Origin of the sequence: Neptuniibacter sp. QD37_6, from assembly GCF_047778085.1 — a bacterium.
Taxonomy (GTDB): Bacteria; Pseudomonadota; Gammaproteobacteria; order Pseudomonadales; family Balneatricaceae; genus Neptuniibacter.
Genome location: NZ_CP180550.1, coordinates 1,878,580 through 1,896,672, shown reverse-complemented (window position 1 = coordinate 1,896,672; position 18,093 = coordinate 1,878,580). Strand labels below are relative to the sequence as shown.

Annotated in this window: 15 protein-coding genes; 8 read left to right on the top strand and 7 right to left on the bottom strand. The window is 42.8% G+C overall.

Annotated features, from left to right (window positions below):
- Positions 1 to 33 precede the first annotated feature (33 nt).
- The 3 genes from ACMXYO_RS09050 to ACMXYO_RS09040 form a co-directional block, all read right to left on the bottom strand.
- Entirely contained in the window at positions 34 to 2,172 is a 2,139-nt protein-coding gene (locus ACMXYO_RS09050) for a Tex family protein (RefSeq protein WP_415884820.1), read from the bottom strand.
- A gap of 7 nt (positions 2,173 to 2,179) precedes the next feature.
- Entirely contained in the window at positions 2,180 to 2,608 is a 429-nt protein-coding gene (trxC, locus tag ACMXYO_RS09045) for a thioredoxin TrxC (protein ID WP_415884819.1), read from the bottom strand.
- Positions 2,609 to 2,711: 103 nt separating this feature from the next.
- Complete coding sequence (locus ACMXYO_RS09040; RefSeq protein ID WP_415884818.1) at positions 2,712 to 4,301, bottom strand: ABC-F family ATPase; 1,590 nt, start codon at positions 4,299 to 4,301, stop codon at positions 2,712 to 2,714.
- 219 nt (positions 4,302 to 4,520) lie between these two features.
- Between ACMXYO_RS09040 and ACMXYO_RS09035 the strand changes: the two genes are divergently transcribed.
- The 5 genes from ACMXYO_RS09035 to ACMXYO_RS09015 all read left to right on the top strand — a co-directional run bounded on the left by ACMXYO_RS09035 (position 4,521) and on the right by ACMXYO_RS09015 (position 11,329).
- Complete coding sequence (locus ACMXYO_RS09035; protein ID WP_415884817.1) at positions 4,521 to 4,949, top strand: acyl-CoA thioesterase; 429 nt, start codon at positions 4,521 to 4,523, stop codon at positions 4,947 to 4,949.
- Between the two features lie 3 nt (positions 4,950 to 4,952).
- Positions 4,953 to 5,399, top strand: coding sequence for a hypothetical protein (locus ACMXYO_RS09030; RefSeq protein ID WP_415884816.1), 447 nt, complete (start codon positions 4,953 to 4,955; stop codon positions 5,397 to 5,399).
- 127 nt (positions 5,400 to 5,526) lie between these two features.
- Complete coding sequence (gene sbcD, locus ACMXYO_RS09025) at positions 5,527 to 7,140, top strand: exonuclease subunit SbcD (RefSeq protein ID WP_415884815.1); 1,614 nt, start codon at positions 5,527 to 5,529, stop codon at positions 7,138 to 7,140.
- Positions 7,137 to 10,835 (top strand): SbcC/MukB-like Walker B domain-containing protein, encoded by a 3,699-nt coding sequence (locus tag ACMXYO_RS09020; RefSeq protein WP_415884814.1) that lies wholly within the window; start codon positions 7,137 to 7,139, stop codon positions 10,833 to 10,835. The genes sbcD and ACMXYO_RS09020 overlap by 4 nt, the downstream gene beginning before the upstream one ends.
- Before the next feature lie 275 nt (positions 10,836 to 11,110).
- Positions 11,111 to 11,329, top strand: a complete 219-nt coding sequence (locus tag ACMXYO_RS09015; protein ID WP_415884813.1) for a VF530 family DNA-binding protein — start codon at positions 11,111 to 11,113, stop codon at positions 11,327 to 11,329.
- 334 nt (positions 11,330 to 11,663) lie between these two features.
- Here the strand turns inward: ACMXYO_RS09015 and ACMXYO_RS09010 are convergent, their stop codons facing one another.
- Together ACMXYO_RS09010 and ACMXYO_RS09005 are read right to left on the bottom strand one after the other, a co-directional pair.
- Entirely contained in the window at positions 11,664 to 11,900 is a 237-nt protein-coding gene (locus ACMXYO_RS09010) for a hypothetical protein (RefSeq protein ID WP_415884812.1), read from the bottom strand.
- A 51-nt stretch (positions 11,901 to 11,951) separates the two neighbouring features.
- Positions 11,952 to 12,257, bottom strand: a complete 306-nt coding sequence (locus ACMXYO_RS09005) for a hypothetical protein (RefSeq protein ID WP_415884811.1) — start codon at positions 12,255 to 12,257, stop codon at positions 11,952 to 11,954.
- 162 nt (positions 12,258 to 12,419) lie between these two features.
- Here ACMXYO_RS09005 and ACMXYO_RS09000 point away from each other — a divergent pair, with 162 nt between their 5' ends.
- Entirely contained in the window at positions 12,420 to 13,319 is a 900-nt protein-coding gene (locus ACMXYO_RS09000; RefSeq protein WP_415884810.1) for an AraC family transcriptional regulator, read from the top strand.
- Between the two features lie 163 nt (positions 13,320 to 13,482).
- Here the strand turns inward: ACMXYO_RS09000 and ACMXYO_RS08995 are convergent, their stop codons facing one another.
- A complete protein-coding gene (locus tag ACMXYO_RS08995) occupies positions 13,483 to 16,068 on the bottom strand; it encodes a putative bifunctional diguanylate cyclase/phosphodiesterase (protein ID WP_415884809.1) in 2,586 nt (861 codons plus the stop codon).
- A 429-nt stretch (positions 16,069 to 16,497) separates the two neighbouring features.
- On the opposite strand from ACMXYO_RS08995, the gene ACMXYO_RS08990 reads away from it, so the two are divergent.
- Together ACMXYO_RS08990 and ACMXYO_RS08985 are read left to right on the top strand one after the other, a co-directional pair.
- Positions 16,498 to 16,716: a hypothetical protein gene (locus tag ACMXYO_RS08990; RefSeq protein ID WP_415884808.1), complete on the top strand. Its 219-nt coding sequence runs from the start codon at positions 16,498 to 16,500 to the stop codon at positions 16,714 to 16,716.
- 29 nt (positions 16,717 to 16,745) lie between these two features.
- Positions 16,746 to 17,144: a VOC family protein gene (locus ACMXYO_RS08985; RefSeq protein WP_415884807.1), complete on the top strand. Its 399-nt coding sequence runs from the start codon at positions 16,746 to 16,748 to the stop codon at positions 17,142 to 17,144.
- A 9-nt stretch (positions 17,145 to 17,153) separates the two neighbouring features.
- Here ACMXYO_RS08985 and ACMXYO_RS08980 read toward each other — a convergent pair whose 3' ends face one another.
- Positions 17,154 to 18,089 (bottom strand): LysR family transcriptional regulator, encoded by a 936-nt coding sequence (locus ACMXYO_RS08980; RefSeq protein ID WP_415884806.1) that lies wholly within the window; start codon positions 18,087 to 18,089, stop codon positions 17,154 to 17,156.
- Between the last annotated feature and the right edge of the window lie 4 nt (positions 18,090 to 18,093).

Below are 18,093 nucleotides of genomic sequence, written 5' to 3'. Positions count from 1 at the left end.
ATTCTCATTAATGCAATAATGAGAACTATTCTATTAATCTTCACGCATCGAGAGTGAGATGCGCTGCCTTTTAAGATCTACTTCAAGGACCTTTACTGTGACAATTTGACCAGGTTTGACAACGTCATGAGGGTCCTTCACGAAACGGTTGGCTAATTGCGAAATATGCACTAATCCATCTTGGTGAACGCCGACGTCAACAAATGCGCCGAAATTAGTCACGTTTGTAATTGTGCCTTCAAGTACCAATCCTTCAATAAGGTCGTCAACGGTTTCGATGCCGTCCTGTAATGCAGCAGTTTTAAAGTCTGGGCGAGGGTCTCTAGCAGGTTTTTCTAGCTCTTTTATGATGTCCTGAACGGTATATAAACCGAACGCTTCATTGGTGTAATCGACTGGATTAAGTCCATTTAAAAATTGACTATCACCAATAAGAGATTGCAACGAGCGTTGGTTTCTTTGAGCAATACGTTCAGCTACTTTATAAGCTTCTGGGTGAACGCAGGAGTTGTCTAATACCTGCTTTCCGTTCTGGATACGCAAAAAGGCAGCGGCTTGCTCAAACGCTTTTGGGCCTAGTCTAGGAACTTTTTTAAGCTGAGTTCGGCTTGTAAAAGCGCCGTTATCATCACGATAAGCAACGATGTTGTTAGCTAGTGTTGTGTTCAAACCAGAGATGCGGCTTAAAATGGCAGATGAAGCACTATTTAATTCTACACCAACTGCATTCACACAATCTTCAATAACCGCTTCAAGTGCCTGATTAAGCTCGGTTTGATTGACATCGTGTTGATACTGGCCAACACCAATCGCTTTGGGCTCAATTTTTACAAGCTCAGCTAGGGGATCTTGCAAGCGACGAGCTATCGACACAGCACCACGAATAGATACATCAAGGTCTGGGAACTCCTTACTTGCGAGTTCCGATGCTGAGTAAACTGAAGCACCAGCTTCACTCACAATAAGCTTTTGAGCATTAATCGAGTCGTGTTGCTTAAGCATTTCTGTAACGAGCTTATCGGTCTCTCGTGAGCCAGTACCGTTGCCAATACTAATCAGCTCAACATTGTGTTTCTTACTGAGCTTGGAAAGCTTATCAATTGCTTGGTCCCACTGATTTTTTGGTGGGTGAGGGTAGATTGTCGTGTGTTCTAACAAACGACCCGTTGGATCAATTATGGCGACTTTTACACCCGTTCTAAGGCCTGGGTCGAGCCCTAAGGTGGTTTTAGCACCTGCAGGTGCTGCGAGCAGAAGGTCGTGAAGATTCCGGTTAAATACTTTAATTGCTTCGGCTTCTGCGGAATCTTTTTGTTTTGTGATCAGATCGTTAGTGAGTTTGGATTTGATTCGACTCTGCCAAGCAGTATGCACTGCTTGAGTGAGCCATCGGCCTGAAGGTCCGTAGTGAGGAAGATCTGCCATCTTGGAAAGGAATACCTTAAAACGGTCTTCATCAATATCTAAAGATGATTTTAGTATGCCTTCATTGATACCACGTAATATCGCTAACATGCGATGTGAAGGGATGGATTTAATTGCTTCACTGTGAGCGAAGTAATCACGGAATTTTGAACCTTCACTTTCTTTGCCTTTGCTAACAGATACCTTTAGTTTGGCTTCGTTCCACACTCGTAACTTAAGTTCAGCTTGTAGCTTCAGGTCTGTTAGTAGGCGGTCGGTTAATATGGATTGCGCACCTTCTAAGCACTCATCTTTGGTGCTGAAACCGTTATCAGAACATATAAATGCTTTAGCTAAAGCGTAAGGTTGTTGATCAGGCTTTTTAATGATTTGATCTAGTAATTTATCTAGGCCAGCATCAACAGCGATTTGTGCTTTGGTTTTGCGTTTACTTTTAAATGGTTGATAGAGCTCTTCTAGCTCAGTTTTACTACTGATCTGGTTAATCTGCTGGTGGAGTGTCTGTGTTAATACACCATCCTGTTGGAGCTTCTCTATGATCGTTTGTTTACGAGCCGCTAAAGTACGAATATAATCTAAACGAGTTTCTAGTTGTCTTAACTGGGCGTCATCGAGCGCCCCAGTAGCTTCCTTTCTATAACGTGCGATAAACGGGACGGTCGAACCGCTATCCAATAAATCTATTGCTGCTTTAACTTGTTGTGCTTTGACGCCTAGCTCTTTAGCTATCTGATTGTTCAGCTCCATAATGACGTTATGCCTTCTGTAGGGTTTGCAAAATCCATTGCTTTAGCTGAGGTTCTGAGAGTGCACCCGCTATCCGATCTATCTCTTTGCCTGCTTGGAACATCACAAGGGTAGGGATGCTACGGATATTCATATTTTGACTAGTCCGTGGTGCTTTTTCTGTGTCTACTTTGGCGAAGAGCAGAATTTCTGATTCAGCAGCCGTCTTTTCGAAGATAGGTTTCATCATCTGGCATGGGCCGCACCAGCTTGCCCAAAAATCGACAATGACAGGTAGTTCATTACTTCCTACATACTTTTCAAATGATTGATCATCTAATTCGGCAGGCTGATGCGTGTGCAGAGGGCCTTTGCATTTACCGCATTTGCCATCGAGATGGGATTTGTCATCAGGAATGCGGTTGGATGTATTACAGCTAGGGCAGACAATAATCATAAAACTCACCAAAGAATTGAAAGTAATTTATGCAAAGGGTAAAAATTTAAAAGCCTGATTGAGGTTAACTGCAATCAGGCTTTATAGGCATTAGCGCTTAGGTTTATTCAACGCCTTGGCTCTTCAGGTAGTCTTCGTAACCACCGCGGAAGTCGACAATTCCATCTGGCGTGATCTCTAAGATTCGGGTTGCTAGAGATGATACAAACTCACGGTCATGGCTGACAAAGATCAACGTACCTAGGTAGTTCTCTAGGGCAAGGTTTAAGGATTCGATTGATTCCATATCCAAGTGGTTGGTTGGCTCATCCATTAGCATGATATTTGGACGCTGAAGGATAATCTTGCCAAACAGCATACGGCCTTGCTCACCACCTGAGATCACTTTAACCGACTTATTGATCTCTTTTTGCGAGAACAGTAAACGACCCAGCGTACCACGGATAACTTGCTCATCATCGCCTTCTTTGCCCCATTGACCCATCCAATCAAGCAGAGTTTTATCTTCTTCAAAATCAGCTGCATGATCTTGGGCGTAGTACCCAAATTCTGAATTCTCAGACCATTTGATTTCGCCCGCAGTCGGTAGAAGGTCACCATATAAGCAGCGTAATAGGGTGGTTTTACCGCTGCCGTTAGGCCCGATAATCGCAATGCGCTCGCCAACCTCTACCATTAGATTAAGGTCTTTAAACAGCTCTTCATCATAAGATTTACCTAAACCTTCTACTTCAAGAGCGAGACGGTGTAGCTTAGTGTTTTGTTCGAAGCGGATAAATGGGTTCTGACGGCTAGAAGGCTTCACTTCTTCTAACTCGATCTTCTCTATACGTCGTGCACGTGATGTTGCTTGCTTAGATTTAGAGGCATTGGCAGAGAAGCGGCTAACAAAACTCTTAAGGTCAGCGATCTGTGCTTTCTTTTTAGCGTTATCAGCAAGGAGACGTTCTCGTGCCTGCGTCGATGCCGTCATATACTCATCGTAGGAACCTGGGTAAACACGCAACTCACCGTAGTCCAAATCGGCCATGTGCGTGCACACACTGTTAAGGAAGTGACGGTCATGCGAGATGATGATCATAGTGCAGTTACGCTCGTTTAGAACACCTTCTAGCCAACGGATTGTGTTGATATCCAAGTTGTTGGTAGGTTCGTCCAGGAGCATGATATCTGGTTCTGAGAACAGTACTTGTGCAAGTAACACTCGAAGTTTCCAACCAGGTGCTACTTCACTCATCGGACCAAAGTGCTGCTCAGTCGGAATACCAACACCTAGTAGCAGTTCACCTGCGCGGGATTCAGCGCTATAGCCATCCATCTCAGCGAATTCGCCTTCGAGCTCTGCTGCACGGATGCCATCTTCTTCAGTCATCTCTGGATTAGCGTAGATAGCGTCACGTTCTGATTTAACAGCCCACAACTCTTCATGGCCCATAATAACGGTATCCATGACGCTGAATTCTTCGTAAGCGAACTGATCTTGTTTTAGCTTACCAATACGCTCGTTTGGTCCTTTGGAAACATTGCCAGCGCTTGGTTCTAGGTCTCCGCCTAAGATCTTCATAAATGTGGATTTACCACAGCCATTTGCGCCAATTAAACCGTAGCGATTACCTTCGCCAAATTTAACTGAAACGTTTTCGAATAGAGGTTTAGCACCAAACTGCATGGTGATATTTGCTGTGGTTAACACGATATTAGATCCGCTATAGATGACTGCGCTCTTAAGGAACGAGTAAAGAGATAAATTTTGTGCGTATTATGCCAATAAGCGCATGTAGGTAAAAGGTTGAAGCGTCGCTTTCTAGTCCAAGAGCTTAAAACAACTTACGCAAAACCCTATAGACCAAGGTATAGTAATAAGTACATATTGGAATAACAGACCTCCATCAAAGAAGTAGGACCATGCATTATGTCTGATCAAGACCAAACACAAGAAGTTACAAAGGGCCGCCTGACTACACGTACTATGGCTATGCCTGGTGATACCAATCCTTCAGGCGATATTTTTGGTGGTTGGGTGTTATCGCAGATGGATATTGCTGCAGGTATCTGTGCAGGACAACGCGCACAAACTCGTGTAGTAACTATGGCGGTAGATAGCATGTCTTTCATCCGTCCAGTAAAAGTGGGTGATGTGCTGGGCGTCTACACTGAAATTGTAAAAGTAGGCCGTACATCGATGGAAATTCACGTTGAAGCTTGGGTGAGACGTAGTCGGATTGGTAAGCGTGAAAAGGTGACGCAGGCGATTTTTAAGTTTGTCGCGATCGATGATGATGGCGTACCAACGCCTGTTCCTGCAGAAGCTGATCTGCCATCTTACGTTTTGGAAGATTAAGTCGTGATTACATTTTCAATTATCAAGAAATTATCTGCACCAGAAGTAGAGCCTCAATCTGATGTTCGTTATCTACTGAGACAAGAGGGTCGCAATCAAAGTTTGGTGCTGTGTTATGCGGTAAAACGGGACTTCCTTTCAGTACCCAAAACTTATTCAATTCTCGAATTCAGTGCTGATGAAGTGCTCGAAGTTCATCAGATGTCTATTGAGGACTATCTCGATGGTTTCGAAGAGGAGATGGCTATACCGCAGGCGGGCTTTTATCAATTCGACATAGATGAGCCAGATGAGGCCAGCGCTGATGACGAGGATGAGACTGATGTCCTTGTGCTAGTGATTAGCGGCAGTGTCTTTGAGGTTACCTACCAAACGCTCAAACAACACGAAGATACCTATCACTGTGCAAATGCAGAACAGGCACTAATGCAATACTTAAGCGCTGAATAAATGCTCAGCTAACACCATTATATTACAGAGACTATGGATGGTGCTAAAAGCGGTAACAAGATAATATGAGCTTCACCTCAATGGAGGTGAAGTTTCATTGTATCTATGGATTGCCGAGCCTTACTTAATGCGCATTTTACACACCTCTGACTGGCACTTAGGTCAGCACTTTATTGGAAAAAGCCGATTAGCCGAACACCAAGAATTTATTAAATGGATATTAGGTAAAATTCAATTAAATCAAATAGATGTGCTAATAATATCAGGTGATGTCTACGATACAGGTTCGCCACCAAGTTATGCGCGAGAGTTATATAATCAACTGGTTATCGAAGTAAATAAACTCGATTGTCAGTTAGTGGTTTTAGGCGGTAATCATGACTCTGTTTCTACGCTGAATGAATCCAAAGGCCTGCTTAAACATCTCAATGCAGAAGTCATAGCGAGTGTTGAATCGGAGCTTAAGCAGCAGATTATTACCTTGAATATTCGCTCAGGTGAACCGGCTGCCATCCTGTGTGCCATTCCTTATATTCGTCCTCGTGATGTGATGCAAAGTGCAGCTGATCAATCGGCAAAAGAGAAAGCGCATTCATTAGGAACGGCAATCGCAGAACACTATCAAGCCATCTATGATCTGGCTGATCAAAGGCGAAAAGAACTTGGGCTGTCTATCCCGATCATTGCTACAGGGCATTTAACGGCAATGGGTGTTAAAACCTCTGAATCTGTTCGCGATATCTATGTTGGCAATCTAGAGGCATTTCCAGCCAGTGCATTTCCACCAGCAGATTACATCGCTTTAGGCCATATTCACCGCCCACAGATAGTCGCTAAGTCTGAACATATTCGCTATTGCGGCTCGCCAATTCCTTTAAGCTTTGATGAGATCGGTACGCAAAAGCAGGTATTGATGGTTGAATTTGAACAAAGCCATTTAAAAGAGATAACACCGTTCCTAGTACCGACCTTCCAACCGATGGCAAGTATCAAGGGTGATCTTGATTCGATTAAAGCGCAATTGAATGAACTTGAGGCCGAACAGCATGAACTTCCGGTTTGGTTATCGATTGAGGTTCAAACTCAAGATTACCTGAACGATCTTACCCAACGTATTGAGCAACTAACCCAAGATCTTAACGTTGAGGTTCTACAGCTACGAAGGGCGCGCAAACAGACCCAGCGAGGTTTAGTCGGCCAGCAAAAAGAAACCCTCTCTGAATTGAATGCTTATGAAGTTTTCACACGTAGGCTTAACGATGAGATTTTCGAATCCGAAGCCGAACAAAACCGTGTTCAACGACTTAAAGATTGTTTCTGCCAGATTGTGACGTCTGTAGAGGAAGAAAATGATCTTCCTGCCAGTAAGCCATCGGAAGAGTTCTTTTCTTTAACGCAGGCATCTCCTACTCAAGACTGCCAAGAGCAAGAGCAAGAAGATCTTTCAGAATTAGAAGATTTAGAGAATCCTAGTGAACTCGCTCCAGTTGACGAATGCAAGAGTGTTGATGAATCAGAAGAGCTAGAACAGGAAAAACAGAAAGATCACAACACGCTAAATCTGTTTTCTTTAGAGAATGACTCTGCCGATGAGCCAAAATCCATTCCAGTTAAAAACAAGCGCGTAAAAGGAAAAATGGAAAAAGTCGAGTCGGCTAAACAGCTAAATGACACTAAGATCGATCAAGACGATCTTTTCTCTGCTTTAGCTTCGGATACAGCAGAGGAGAAAAGCCTGTGAAAATTTTAGCGCTGCGCTTTAAAAACATTAACTCACTAAAGGGTGAGTGGAAGATCGATTTTACTCAGTCACCGTTTATCGAGAATGGCCTTTTTGCCATCACCGGCCAAACCGGTGCCGGTAAGACAACTATTTTAGATGCGATCTGTTTAGCGCTTTATCATCGCACCCCGCGCTTAGGGACTATCTCTAAAAGCACGAATGAGCTTATGACCCGCGGTACAGCGGACGCGCTTGCAGAAGTTGAGTTCGAAGTAAAAGGTAAATGCTATCGTGCGTTTTGGAGTCAACGTCGTTCCAGAGATCAGGTCGACGGTAATCTACAAGAAGCCAAAGTTGAATTGGCAGAGGTAGGTGAAAGCGGTGAAGGAAAAATCATTGCTTCACAGGTTAAGCAGAAGAATGAGCTAATCGAGACAATCAGCGGCTTAAACTTTGACCGCTTTACTAAATCCATGATGCTGTCTCAAGGCCAGTTCGCTGCATTCCTTAATGCTGATGCAAATGAAAGAGCGGGCTTGCTAGAAGAGTTAACCGGTACGGTTATCTACAGCTTGATATCAGAAAAGGTATACGAGCAGTTTAAAGAGGCAGATAACCACCTCAAACAACTCGAAGCACAGGCTAAAGGTGTTGAGTTGTTATCGGATGAGAAGATTGCTGAGCTTAAATCCGAACAATCAGCGATTAGTGCACAGCTTAAAACCTTAGAGAAAGAGCAGAGCGAACAGCAATCAAAGGAACGCTGGTGGACTGATCTGCAAAAAGCTGAGCAACAAAAACAAAGCGCTTTGGCTGAACAAGAAGGCATAAAACTACGCAAAGAAGCCGCTAAAGACTCTCTAGACAAGCTAGCAGTAAGTGAACCAGCTGAGAAACTTAAAGTTCCTTATCAACTTTATCAGAGTGCACAGCAACGGCTTAACGACCTTACAAAGATTAAAGAGCAAAATTCTGCGCAACTAGTATCCGCTACCGATCAACATAAAAGTTCAGCTCAATCTCTCGATGAAGCAGAGCAAAAGTTAAAACAGACTAAACAGCATCAATCTGAACAAGAAACACTGATTAACGAGCAAGTAGTGCCGGTAGACGCTGAGTGCGATCGGCTTGAGCAGTTAAAAGAGAGTGCTGCTGTAGAGCTCAAAAAGCATAAGTCTGAATTAGAACAGCAGAAAACAACACAAAAACAGATTAAAGACAAAATTAATCAAGCCAAGGCTGAAACCTCTCAGCTTGAAAATCAAATTGCTGAACTTCGTCATCTTGAGGGTGCTGCAGAGCGTATCCCTTTATGGCGTAGTCAGCTAGAGCAAACACATCAACATACGGCTGAAGTTAAAAACCTGACAGATCACCTTTCAGGCTTACAAAAGCAAATAGATACGGAAAAACAAAAAACTGAGTATTTACAGCGAGATGTATCTGAAAGCACCGCGCAAAAAGAGAAGTTGATCGACGGCTTTAAGAACACTCAGGAGCAGTTGCAAGCACTATTAAATGGCCGTCTACTAGCCGATATCGAAGCACAGTACAGCCAGCAACAATCGCTGCAAGCAAGCTTTATGCAGGCGAAGAATCTATCTGCTCAGTATATCCAGCTGCAAGGTGAGCAAACTGTTGGCAGTAATGAGTTAAGTCAGCTGGAGGTTACTGCTCAGAAAATTGAAGGTGATCTCACTAATCTTCGTGAGCAGTATCAGAGGGAAGATCAGCAGTTCAAAGATTTAAAGCGACTGTTAGAGCAAGAGCGCCAAATACAAAATCTCGAAGCAGAGCGGACTAAGCTTCAACCGGATCAGCCTTGTCCGCTGTGCGGCTCAAAAGAACATCCCCTAGTGGCTGATTATCAACCTCTAGATATGGGCGAAACCGAGCAGCGCTTTGTGATGGCTGAACAAGCGCGTGATCAGCTGAAGACTCAAGGTACTCGACTAAGAGAGCGCTACAACCAATTAACGACCGTACAGATAGTTGGCCTTCAAACCCGCCTGCAGCAGACTAATGAGCAGTTACAGCAGTTCTTGCAAGAGTGGCAAGTTTTACAGCAACTGTGTGGTTTTGGTTTCGAGCCAAACCAGACTGAACAGCCAGATTATGCAATTACACAATTCGAGCAGCAGCTTAGTAATCAGAAAGCTGAAATCGAACAGCTACGCCAGTTTAGTGAGCAGATCAATCAACAACAGCAAGGGATCCATAAGGCAGAGCAGACCTTACAGCAAGCTCAAGCCAATTTAGAACTGTGCAACAAAGAGTTTGAAAACCTAACTCAGTTGCAGCTTAAAGATACACAGCGTCTACAAGAGCTTAACGAGCAGATCGCTGTAGTTAAGCAAGGTCTATCTCAAGAAGTGGCTGAATTACAACTGACGCTACCCGAACAAGGGCTAACGGGTTGGTTAAATACGTTAGAAGCTAAAATTGCTAACTTACAACAGTTGCAGCAGTGCCTTGAAACCTTAAATCGCACGCAAGAAACATCTGCGATAGAGTTAACTCAGGCTAATCAATCGCTAGAAAAACAAACTGCACTCTGTACTGATCAGCAAAACAGTCTTAATGATCTCTCACAGGATCTGGCAGAAAAGCAAGTAACGCGTAGGACGCTATTTGGTGATAAATCAGTTGTAGAGGAACGCTCATGTCTGCTTGCAGAGATAGACAAAGCTGAGCAGAACCACCAGCAGCTATCAGCTACACATAAACAGCACGAAACCGAGTTAACACGTTTGCAGACAACGATTGCTGAGCAAGAACAACAGCTGGGTCTACTCCAAACTGAATTTAGTAGTCAGAAAATTGAATGGCAACAAGCGCTAGAAGGTAGTCCATTTGATTCTGAGCAGGCACTCCTCGATGCCCTAATTTCTGACGAAGAGAGGCAGCAGTTAAAAGCGCTAAGCGAAGAGATCGTCAAAGCTGAGCAGCACTCTCAAGCCTTGCTTACACAAGCGGAACAACAATTAATAGAGTTGCAGCAATTTGGATTAGACAGACAGTATCAAAACGTAGATGGAGATATAGTCGCTCAAGAGCTGGTTCAGCTAGATAATCAGATTAAACAGCTTTTACTTCAAAAGGGTGAAGGCACTGCACTGCTACAAGACAACGAAAAGCGCCGCGAATCGCAACAAGTGCTGTTTGCTCAGGTAGAGCAGTCAAAGCAAGAGTATGATGATCTTTCCTATTTGAATTCCCTTATTGGGTCCCAAAAGGGTGATAAATTCCGCCGCTTTGCTCAAGGTCTTACATTGGATCATTTGGTCCACCTAGCGAACAAGCAGTTAGAGCGCCTGCACGGTCGTTATATGCTCCAGAGAAAGCAATCTGGTGCTCTGGAGCTTCAAGTACTGGATACCTGGCAAGCCGATATTGTACGAGATACAAAAACTTTATCAGGCGGTGAAAGCTTCCTAGTGAGCCTGGCTTTAGCATTGGCGCTATCTGATCTTGTCAGCCAGAAAACCAGTATCGACTCACTTTTCTTAGATGAAGGTTTCGGCACTCTAGACAGCGAAACCTTAGATACTGCTTTGGATGCACTTGATAGCCTAAATGCTTCGGGCAAGATGATCGGCGTTATCAGTCATATTGAAGCAATGAAAGAGCGTATCCCCGTGCAAATCAAAGTTAAGAAAATGAGCGGGTTGGGTATGAGTAAGTTGGAAGATGGGTATTCGATGGCAGGTTAAACGGAGAGCTAGAATAGCTTGGTCTGTTTATTCTTATGGTCAACTCAGATTAACCATGTTTTAAAAGTAAATGGTCGAAAGGCATCAGCAGGTAAAAAAATAAGTTGCTTGGTTTATGGATCAAGCTTTCATAAGTTCTCAGAAACCGACGCTGTTAGCGCTATATCAATAGAAGAGGCTATGACATAAAGGACTTTGGTTTCTTTAATATGCATTATGCGCTGAGGTTATTCTGCTAAAATTGCTGCTAATTGTTTTGATACTAGGAATTTATTGTGAGCCAAGAACAACCGAATAACCCTCTACATGGCCTAACGTTAGAGAAGATACTGACTCGTTTAGTGGATTATTACGGTTGGGAAGGTTTGGATGCACAGATTAAACTCAACTGTTTCTACAATAACCCTTCAATTAAGTCATCTCTCAAATTCTTACGCCGTACTCAATGGGCGAGAGATAAAGTAGAAGCTTTGTATATTAAAACCTTTAGTTAATTAAAACTTGTTCTATAAAGAAGTGTTTGTGGCGCTATATCGGAGAAGGGAGATGGTGCTGTTTGTCACTTAATACGGTGATAAAAATGATGAAAACAGCCTACTTAAATATTTTTGGTAGGCTGTTGTTCTTTCTAATGTACGAAAGCAACCGTCGCATTTCAAAACGCTTTTAAGATCAGGATGTTGCCTGCTTAAATAGGTGATGCCAGCTTTTTTTACGAGATCTAACATCTTTTCGCTTTCTACAAATCGAGCAACATTAATTGGCGACTTAATTTGATCTTATGCAACTATTTCTTTATTTGCGTGAATGTCCTAGCGGTGATAGTTGCTAGGTTGGAAATTCACCTCTCAGTGATGGCTTAACCCATGCTTTGGGTTGGGCTGGTTCATCGAGAGGTGTCTGTGCAATCGAGTTAGTATAGTTACTCATAGTTTTAACGGCTAAACCAAGAATTACTTCGAGTGCATGTTGCTGGTTGTAACCTGCTTTCAGGAACGAGGCCAATGCATTGGGTTCAATGCTGCCACCAGTTCTGACCAAATCGCGAGCAAATACGCGTAACACTTCGTACTTTTCGTTGTTTAAGTTGCTGCCATTTCTTAATGCTTCTACATCTTATGGGTTGATACCTGCATTTTCAGATAGGATTGTATGCCACGGCATGCAGTACTGGCAGTTGTTTTCAAAATTGACCGCTTGATACACCACCTGACGTTCGGCGGGTGTTAGGCTGGTTTTATCGAAATTATCCCAAGCTGTCATGTAAGAAGCCAGCAGTGCCGGTGCTTGAGCCATGACACCTTCTACGTTGGGTAGTAGGCCGAAAGCGGCTTCAGCTTGCTCAATGTATGGTTTTGAGCCTTCTGGAGCTGTTTCGGCATTGAGGATTTTAAAGGGTTCTACTCTGTGCTGAATGGTCATTAGCTTTTCCTTAACAATGTATCGATGAATGTATGAGTAAAGCGAATCTGTCTAGGCTTATGCTCACAGGTTAGGGGTTAGCTTATGCGTATATGGTGACCTACTATATGTTCAAATCTCTTGATAATATGTCCAATCCGCCATTATGGATGCCTGTTTTAAATGGACTCTCTATCGGCAATATTGAATACTTTTCGGCTTGAAGCAGAAATAATACAAAGCGCTCAGTATTGTGGTGATTGGGCGATCAAAACTTCAGGGCAGGGGCATGTCACCTTTCACTTTGTTACTCAAGGTTGTTGTTATCTTGATGCGGATTGCTTCGATGCCCCATTACTGATGAATGCTGGGGATTTTATTTTATTTCCACGCGATGCTAATCATAAGCTGGAGTCTTCACCTGAATGTGGCATTCCAGTTAATAGCGTTAAATCTCTGAGCTACTCAGAAGGTTTGCAGTTAGAAAGTGCGGGTTTGTTGTGTGGCTATTTTTGTTTTAGTCATGCTGCCAGTAATCCGTTGTTGCAATCACTACCTGAATATATCTACTACCAAGCTGGCTCATCTGAAAATGGCGCTGCTATTCAAGGGTTGCTTGATGTTATTAAGGCTGAAGTGATTGAGAATGGAAGCGGGCATACTATCGTAATTAACAGGTTAACAGAGTCTTTATTTGCCTTACTTCTTAGGGCGTACATTAATCGGGCTCGTGAAATGCCTTTGGCAACGGGGTTGGCGGCTGCTCTTGCGGACTCTAGGATTAGTCGAGCGCTAGATGCTATTCATAGTAACCCAGAGATTAACTGGAGTGTTCATGAGCTAGCTGAAGTAGCGGCAATGTCGCGATCAGCATTTGCCGATCGATTTAAAGTGTTACTTCAGGAGCCACCTAAAACCTACTTAATTCGATGGCGAATGCAAAATGCTTGGATATGGCTCAAAGAGGAGGGCGCCACAACGATAGATGTTGCTAATCGTTGTGGCTATGAAAGTGAAGCTGCTTTTTCAAAGGCTTTTAAAAAAGTAACTGGCCAGACACCTGGCAGTGTACGTAATCAATGATCTTTTAAAGGTAAAAAACTGCTAAGACTTGGGAGAGGAATAATTAGGGGGAGAAGAACCTTAACGCATTCATTATGAAGGGCTAATTTTGAAGTAGCCAAAGGCTCAAAGGTGACAGCCTAACCATAATCGATGGTTAGGCTGTTCTAAATAATCTAAACCCCTAATGCTCGAGTAAAGCAGCTGTTTTTAGAATTCCTTCAAGATCAGGACTTGGTTTACCTAAGTGGTAGCCCTGCGCGTATGTAATACCCGTTTTTTCTACCAGCGCTAACACTTCTTCGCTTTCTACAAATTCAGCTACTGTTTCTACATTAAGCTCTTGAGATAGGTGAGAGATACTATTCACAAAGGCCATATCTCGGGCATCATTTGCCATGTTAGCAATAAACTCACCTTCAATTTTGACGTAATCGATAGGTAGGTGTTTAAGGTAATGGAAAGATGAGAAGCCTGAGCCAAAGTCATCTATTGCGAGCTCAAAGCCTTTGTCTTTAAGACTCATAACAAAGCTTTCTAAGACGGAGATGTTTTTGACTGTATCTCGTTCAGTGATTTCAAATACGACGCTTTCAGGGTTGATTGAGTGGCTCTCAGCGAGCTTTTTAATAGTTGGTATGAAATCGCTAATTATGATTGAGCGAGGGGATAAGTTGATGAATATTTTACCTTCATATCCCGTCAATTGTACTTGTTCGAACGCTTTGTCCATGACGATATAGTCTAGCTGGTGGACCTTGCCAATAGATTCAGCAATCTCAATAAACTCGCTCGCACTCATGAGTTTATCGCCAGACAGTTTGATTCGACTAAGCACCTCTACGGCATGGATCTCGCCTGATTTGGAGCAGACGATCGGCTGGAATGCAGGGATGAGCTCTTTACGCTCAATCGCTTGGGTTACCAACACTGTTTTATCTGACATCTCTTTGAAAATGTCTACTAATTCATTTTCGTTTGGTAGTGCGATCTGATCTTTACCTGAGTTTTTAGCACGGTACATCAGATTGTCTACGAACATAAACAGGTCTTTTTTGTTTTGAGCATGGTCTGGGTAGATACCCATACCTAAAGAACCAGTTAGCTTCAGGAAGGTGTTTGAATCGTAATACAGAGAATGATTACGACTTGTTAGTAATATCGTTTCGGCTACTTGTGCGGCGTGAGCAACATCACTCTCTGGTAATACAATAACAAATTCATCACCGCCATAGCGGGCAATAATGGCGTCTTTGCTTAGTGCGTTTTGCAATGCTTCAGAGAAGTCAGCGAGCAGCTTATCGCCCCAGCTGTGGCCGTAGCCGTCGTTTATGCTCTTAAAGTTATCTAGATCGAGTAACAATAGAGCTACTTTATAGTCATGGCGATCTGCGCGGTCTAACTCATAATCTAATAGTTCCCAGAACATTCGCTGGTTATACAGATTGGTTAGTGGGTCACGCGTTGCATAATATTCAAGGTCTTTGGTGTATTTATAGATTGCACGAACAGAGCCAACTACGTTCAGCAGGGTAGATAGAATGCTTTCAAGGACGAGTAGTTTGGTTGTATCTTGAATAGTATCTGAGTGAACCCCAATTCCGACAATACCGCCAATTTTCGGTGTTTCTACTAGTAGTGATTTACTTTGAAGCTCGATGGCTTTGTCATCTAGATCAATCTCTTCTGCATGTTCATTCACCATGTTATGACGAATATTGATGTCACTAAGTTCAAAAGGAGAACCATCTTGAGCAAGACGCTTCATGATGGCTTTTTCCATCGATTTACGGGTGCGTTCGCTTGGAGGTTGTAGCCAGAATACTTCTAGGTCGAATACTTCGTTATCTACCTTAAAGATAGAGAACATGGTGTAAACGTTCATTACCTTATTGATATCAACAATCAGGAAATTTACGTATTCGCGCCAGTCTCGAACTACTTCTGATGTGATAACAAATTTTTCTAATAGTCTTATTTCAAACTCAAGAAGTTCTTTATCGACAGCTATATCATTAAGTTTGGAGGAGAGGTTTTTTACTTGCGAGAATATGTCCTGTAACTCACGGAATGCGAGACGATCCCTACCTTCTTCGATACGGGATAGGTCAGAAATAGATTCAATACTGTCAATACTATCAGCTAGTTGCTCTATCGAGTTGTCTATCCGAGATGTGATTTGACGCGTGGCTAAAAATGCGAGCAATAGCGGCAATGGAGAAACTAAGATCAGTGTTAGAATAAGTTCCTTATTTGCATTTAAAAGTGACTTATCTAACTCTTGAGTTACTTCGATCATGCCTAATGTATCACCATCATTCACATTTGAGTGGCAATGGGTGCAAACTTCTTTGGCGTTAAGAGCATAGTAGTAGCTGATGCTATCGTCAGTAGAAACCAGCTGTGATTGGCCAGATTCAAGCACTTTACGGTGAGTGTCCGACAAGGCTGGTGATTCCATCTCACCGAATCGTTCTGTTACGAGATTGCCACGAAAGATAGAAACGCTTAGATCGCTATCTTTATTGTCTTTCTCCATCTGTTTCATGAATTGCTCTAGTTGGTGTCTGTTCCAACCCTGACTCATGACCAGATACATAGAATTAAATGTTTGCTTCGCAATACGCTCGGCCATGACACTGGCATTTTTTTCAATGCTCTTAGTGAACGCATAATGAGTAACAGAAACAAGAACAAGGAATCCAAGAACAGAAAAGATAAACGTTCTTTGGAGTAGGAAACTACGAATAGATGTAGCGGACTTCTTCACCGGTAACCACGCATTTATTTATTATTATTGTTCAATTTAGTCGAAGGCCAATATAGATGCTATTTCTTGCAAACCGATTGATCGGGGTCAATAAACGGTCAGACTAAAGCATTTATTCATACATTCTTAAGTGGCTAAATTGATCTAACTATATGTTTAACAAGGAATTGATTAGTGAATGTTAAACATAATCAAATTCTTAGGCGGCAATTCTATTCAGTCACAGGGGGCTGTTTCAACATATTTCTTCAAATTATAAGAAAAGGTACCGTTATAACGCTTATGTAACTATAGAGTTTGTGTCTTCTGAATGTGTATTGATCAATGATGTTGCGGTTTAATTTTATGCAGCAATTAATACCAGCATTGAGTCTGGCGATAGCAACTATTATCATCCGCGCAACTAAGTTGTAATAAAGGTATTTCTTAATGGTTTTATTCTTTCCAATTGAGCAAGAACTGGATTGTATTAGCTCTAGTGGCCGTATTCTTGGGAAGATTCAGTTTGATGTCTTTAAGGATAAGTACTTTTTTACACCAAACGAAGAATCGTTGGAGCTAACAGACGAAGAAGAATCTTGTATAGTCGCTCGATTAGCAGGCCTTGAAGCAGGTATCTTCTCTTTTGCTATGCAGGATGAAGATTGAGTGCTAATCAAACCTGAATGGGCAGTGTTGTGAATATTGAGCGTCTTGATCACCTTGTCCTAACTGTAAAGGACATAAATATAACCGTGGAGTTTTATACAGCGGTTTTAGGTATGGAGAAGGTTGTCTTTAAGGGAGGTCGTATAGCGCTCGTTTTTGGTCAGCAAAAAATTAATTTGCACCAACTTGGGAATGAATTTGAGCCTAAAGCTGATCAAGTTCAGCCGGGTAGTGCGGATCTATGTTTTATCGTTGAGCAGCCAATCGAAGAGGTGATTCAGCATCTGTTAGATCACAATGTAACTTTGCTAGAAGGGCCGGTTAACCGTACAGGGGCCTTAGGTAAGATTGTCTCGGTTTATTTGCGTGATCCTGACGGTAATCTTATCGAGCTCTCAAATTATGTGGATGCCTGCGTTACTTCATGATTTCTTCTCTTAATTAATCTCGACAAATTTTGGCAGGCTCGCAGTTTCAAATTGGCTGGTGATCAGTTTAAGCAAGCTTTCAGCTGCAGGACTTAAGGCGCGGCCTTTTCTTGTGATAATGCAGATCTCGCGTTTTAACCTCGGATTCGCCAGCGGAACAAAGGCTAGTTGATCAAACGCACTGGTACTCGCTGCAAGGGCAGGAAGAAGAGATATCCCAATGTCAGCCTTAACCATCTCTGCTAGGCCTGCTGGGGTTGATACTTCAATTAAGGCACCTTGTAGTTTTAGATCTAGGTTTTGCTCTTTTTGTAGTTTTAATAATTGAGTTCGTGTGCCGGTATCTTCTGTTAAGTGAACTTGGTCAAGATCACTGACTTGGCTCCAATCTAATTCTTTAAATGTTGCTAAAGGATGATCGAACGGTAAAACCACACCGTAGTGGTCACGGAGCACCGGTTGGTATTTAAGTTCTGATTGTCTGGAGTGGTTACCTCCAATGCCGAAGTCCACTTCATTATCGAGCACTCGCTGTTCTATACCGCCCGCGTTGTCATCTCGAAGATAGATGCCTATCTTTTCATATTGCTGGTGGTAAGTTTTGATTATCGAAGGCAGTACACGACCAATCATTGATGGCGAAGCGGCTATACCTACTTGGCCTTGTTGTTGTGTCGCGGTGGCTTGTAGATCATTAAACGCAGTATCAAAATCTGATATCAACTTTTCTGCTACAGGGAGAAAGCTTTCTCCTTCACCGGTTAGCAAAACGCGGCGGGTAGTGCGATCTAGAAGTTTTAAGCCTGCTTGATCTTCCAGCTGCTTTATTGTCGCTGTGAGAGTGGATTGAGTCAGGTGCAAGTTATCGGCTGCACGGGTAAAGCTGCCGCAAGCGACGATTTCAACAAATGCGCGTAGATGTCGAATTGAGATATTATTCGTCATTATC

What these genes read in the sequence shown, in the direction of transcription:
- ACMXYO_RS09050 (WP_415884820.1), bottom strand. Translation starts at nt 2,172, where the DNA reads ATGGAGCTGAACAATCAGATAGCTAAAGAGCTAGGCGTCAAAGCACAA.
- trxC (WP_415884819.1), bottom strand. Translation starts at nt 2,608, where the DNA reads ATGATTATTGTCTGCCCTAGCTGTAATACATCCAACCGCATTCCTGAT.
- ACMXYO_RS09035 (WP_415884817.1), top strand. Translation starts at nt 4,521, where the DNA reads ATGTCTGATCAAGACCAAACACAAGAAGTTACAAAGGGCCGCCTGACT.
- sbcD (WP_415884815.1), top strand. Translation starts at nt 5,527, where the DNA reads ATGCGCATTTTACACACCTCTGACTGGCACTTAGGTCAGCACTTTATT.
- ACMXYO_RS09005 (WP_415884811.1), bottom strand. Translation starts at nt 12,257, where the DNA reads ATGACCATTCAGCACAGAGTAGAACCCTTTAAAATCCTCAATGCCGAA.
- ACMXYO_RS09000 (WP_415884810.1), top strand. Translation starts at nt 12,420, where the DNA reads ATGGACTCTCTATCGGCAATATTGAATACTTTTCGGCTTGAAGCAGAA.
- ACMXYO_RS08990 (WP_415884808.1), top strand. Translation starts at nt 16,498, where the DNA reads ATGGTTTTATTCTTTCCAATTGAGCAAGAACTGGATTGTATTAGCTCT.
- ACMXYO_RS08980 (WP_415884806.1), bottom strand. Translation starts at nt 18,089, where the DNA reads ATGACGAATAATATCTCAATTCGACATCTACGCGCATTTGTTGAAATC.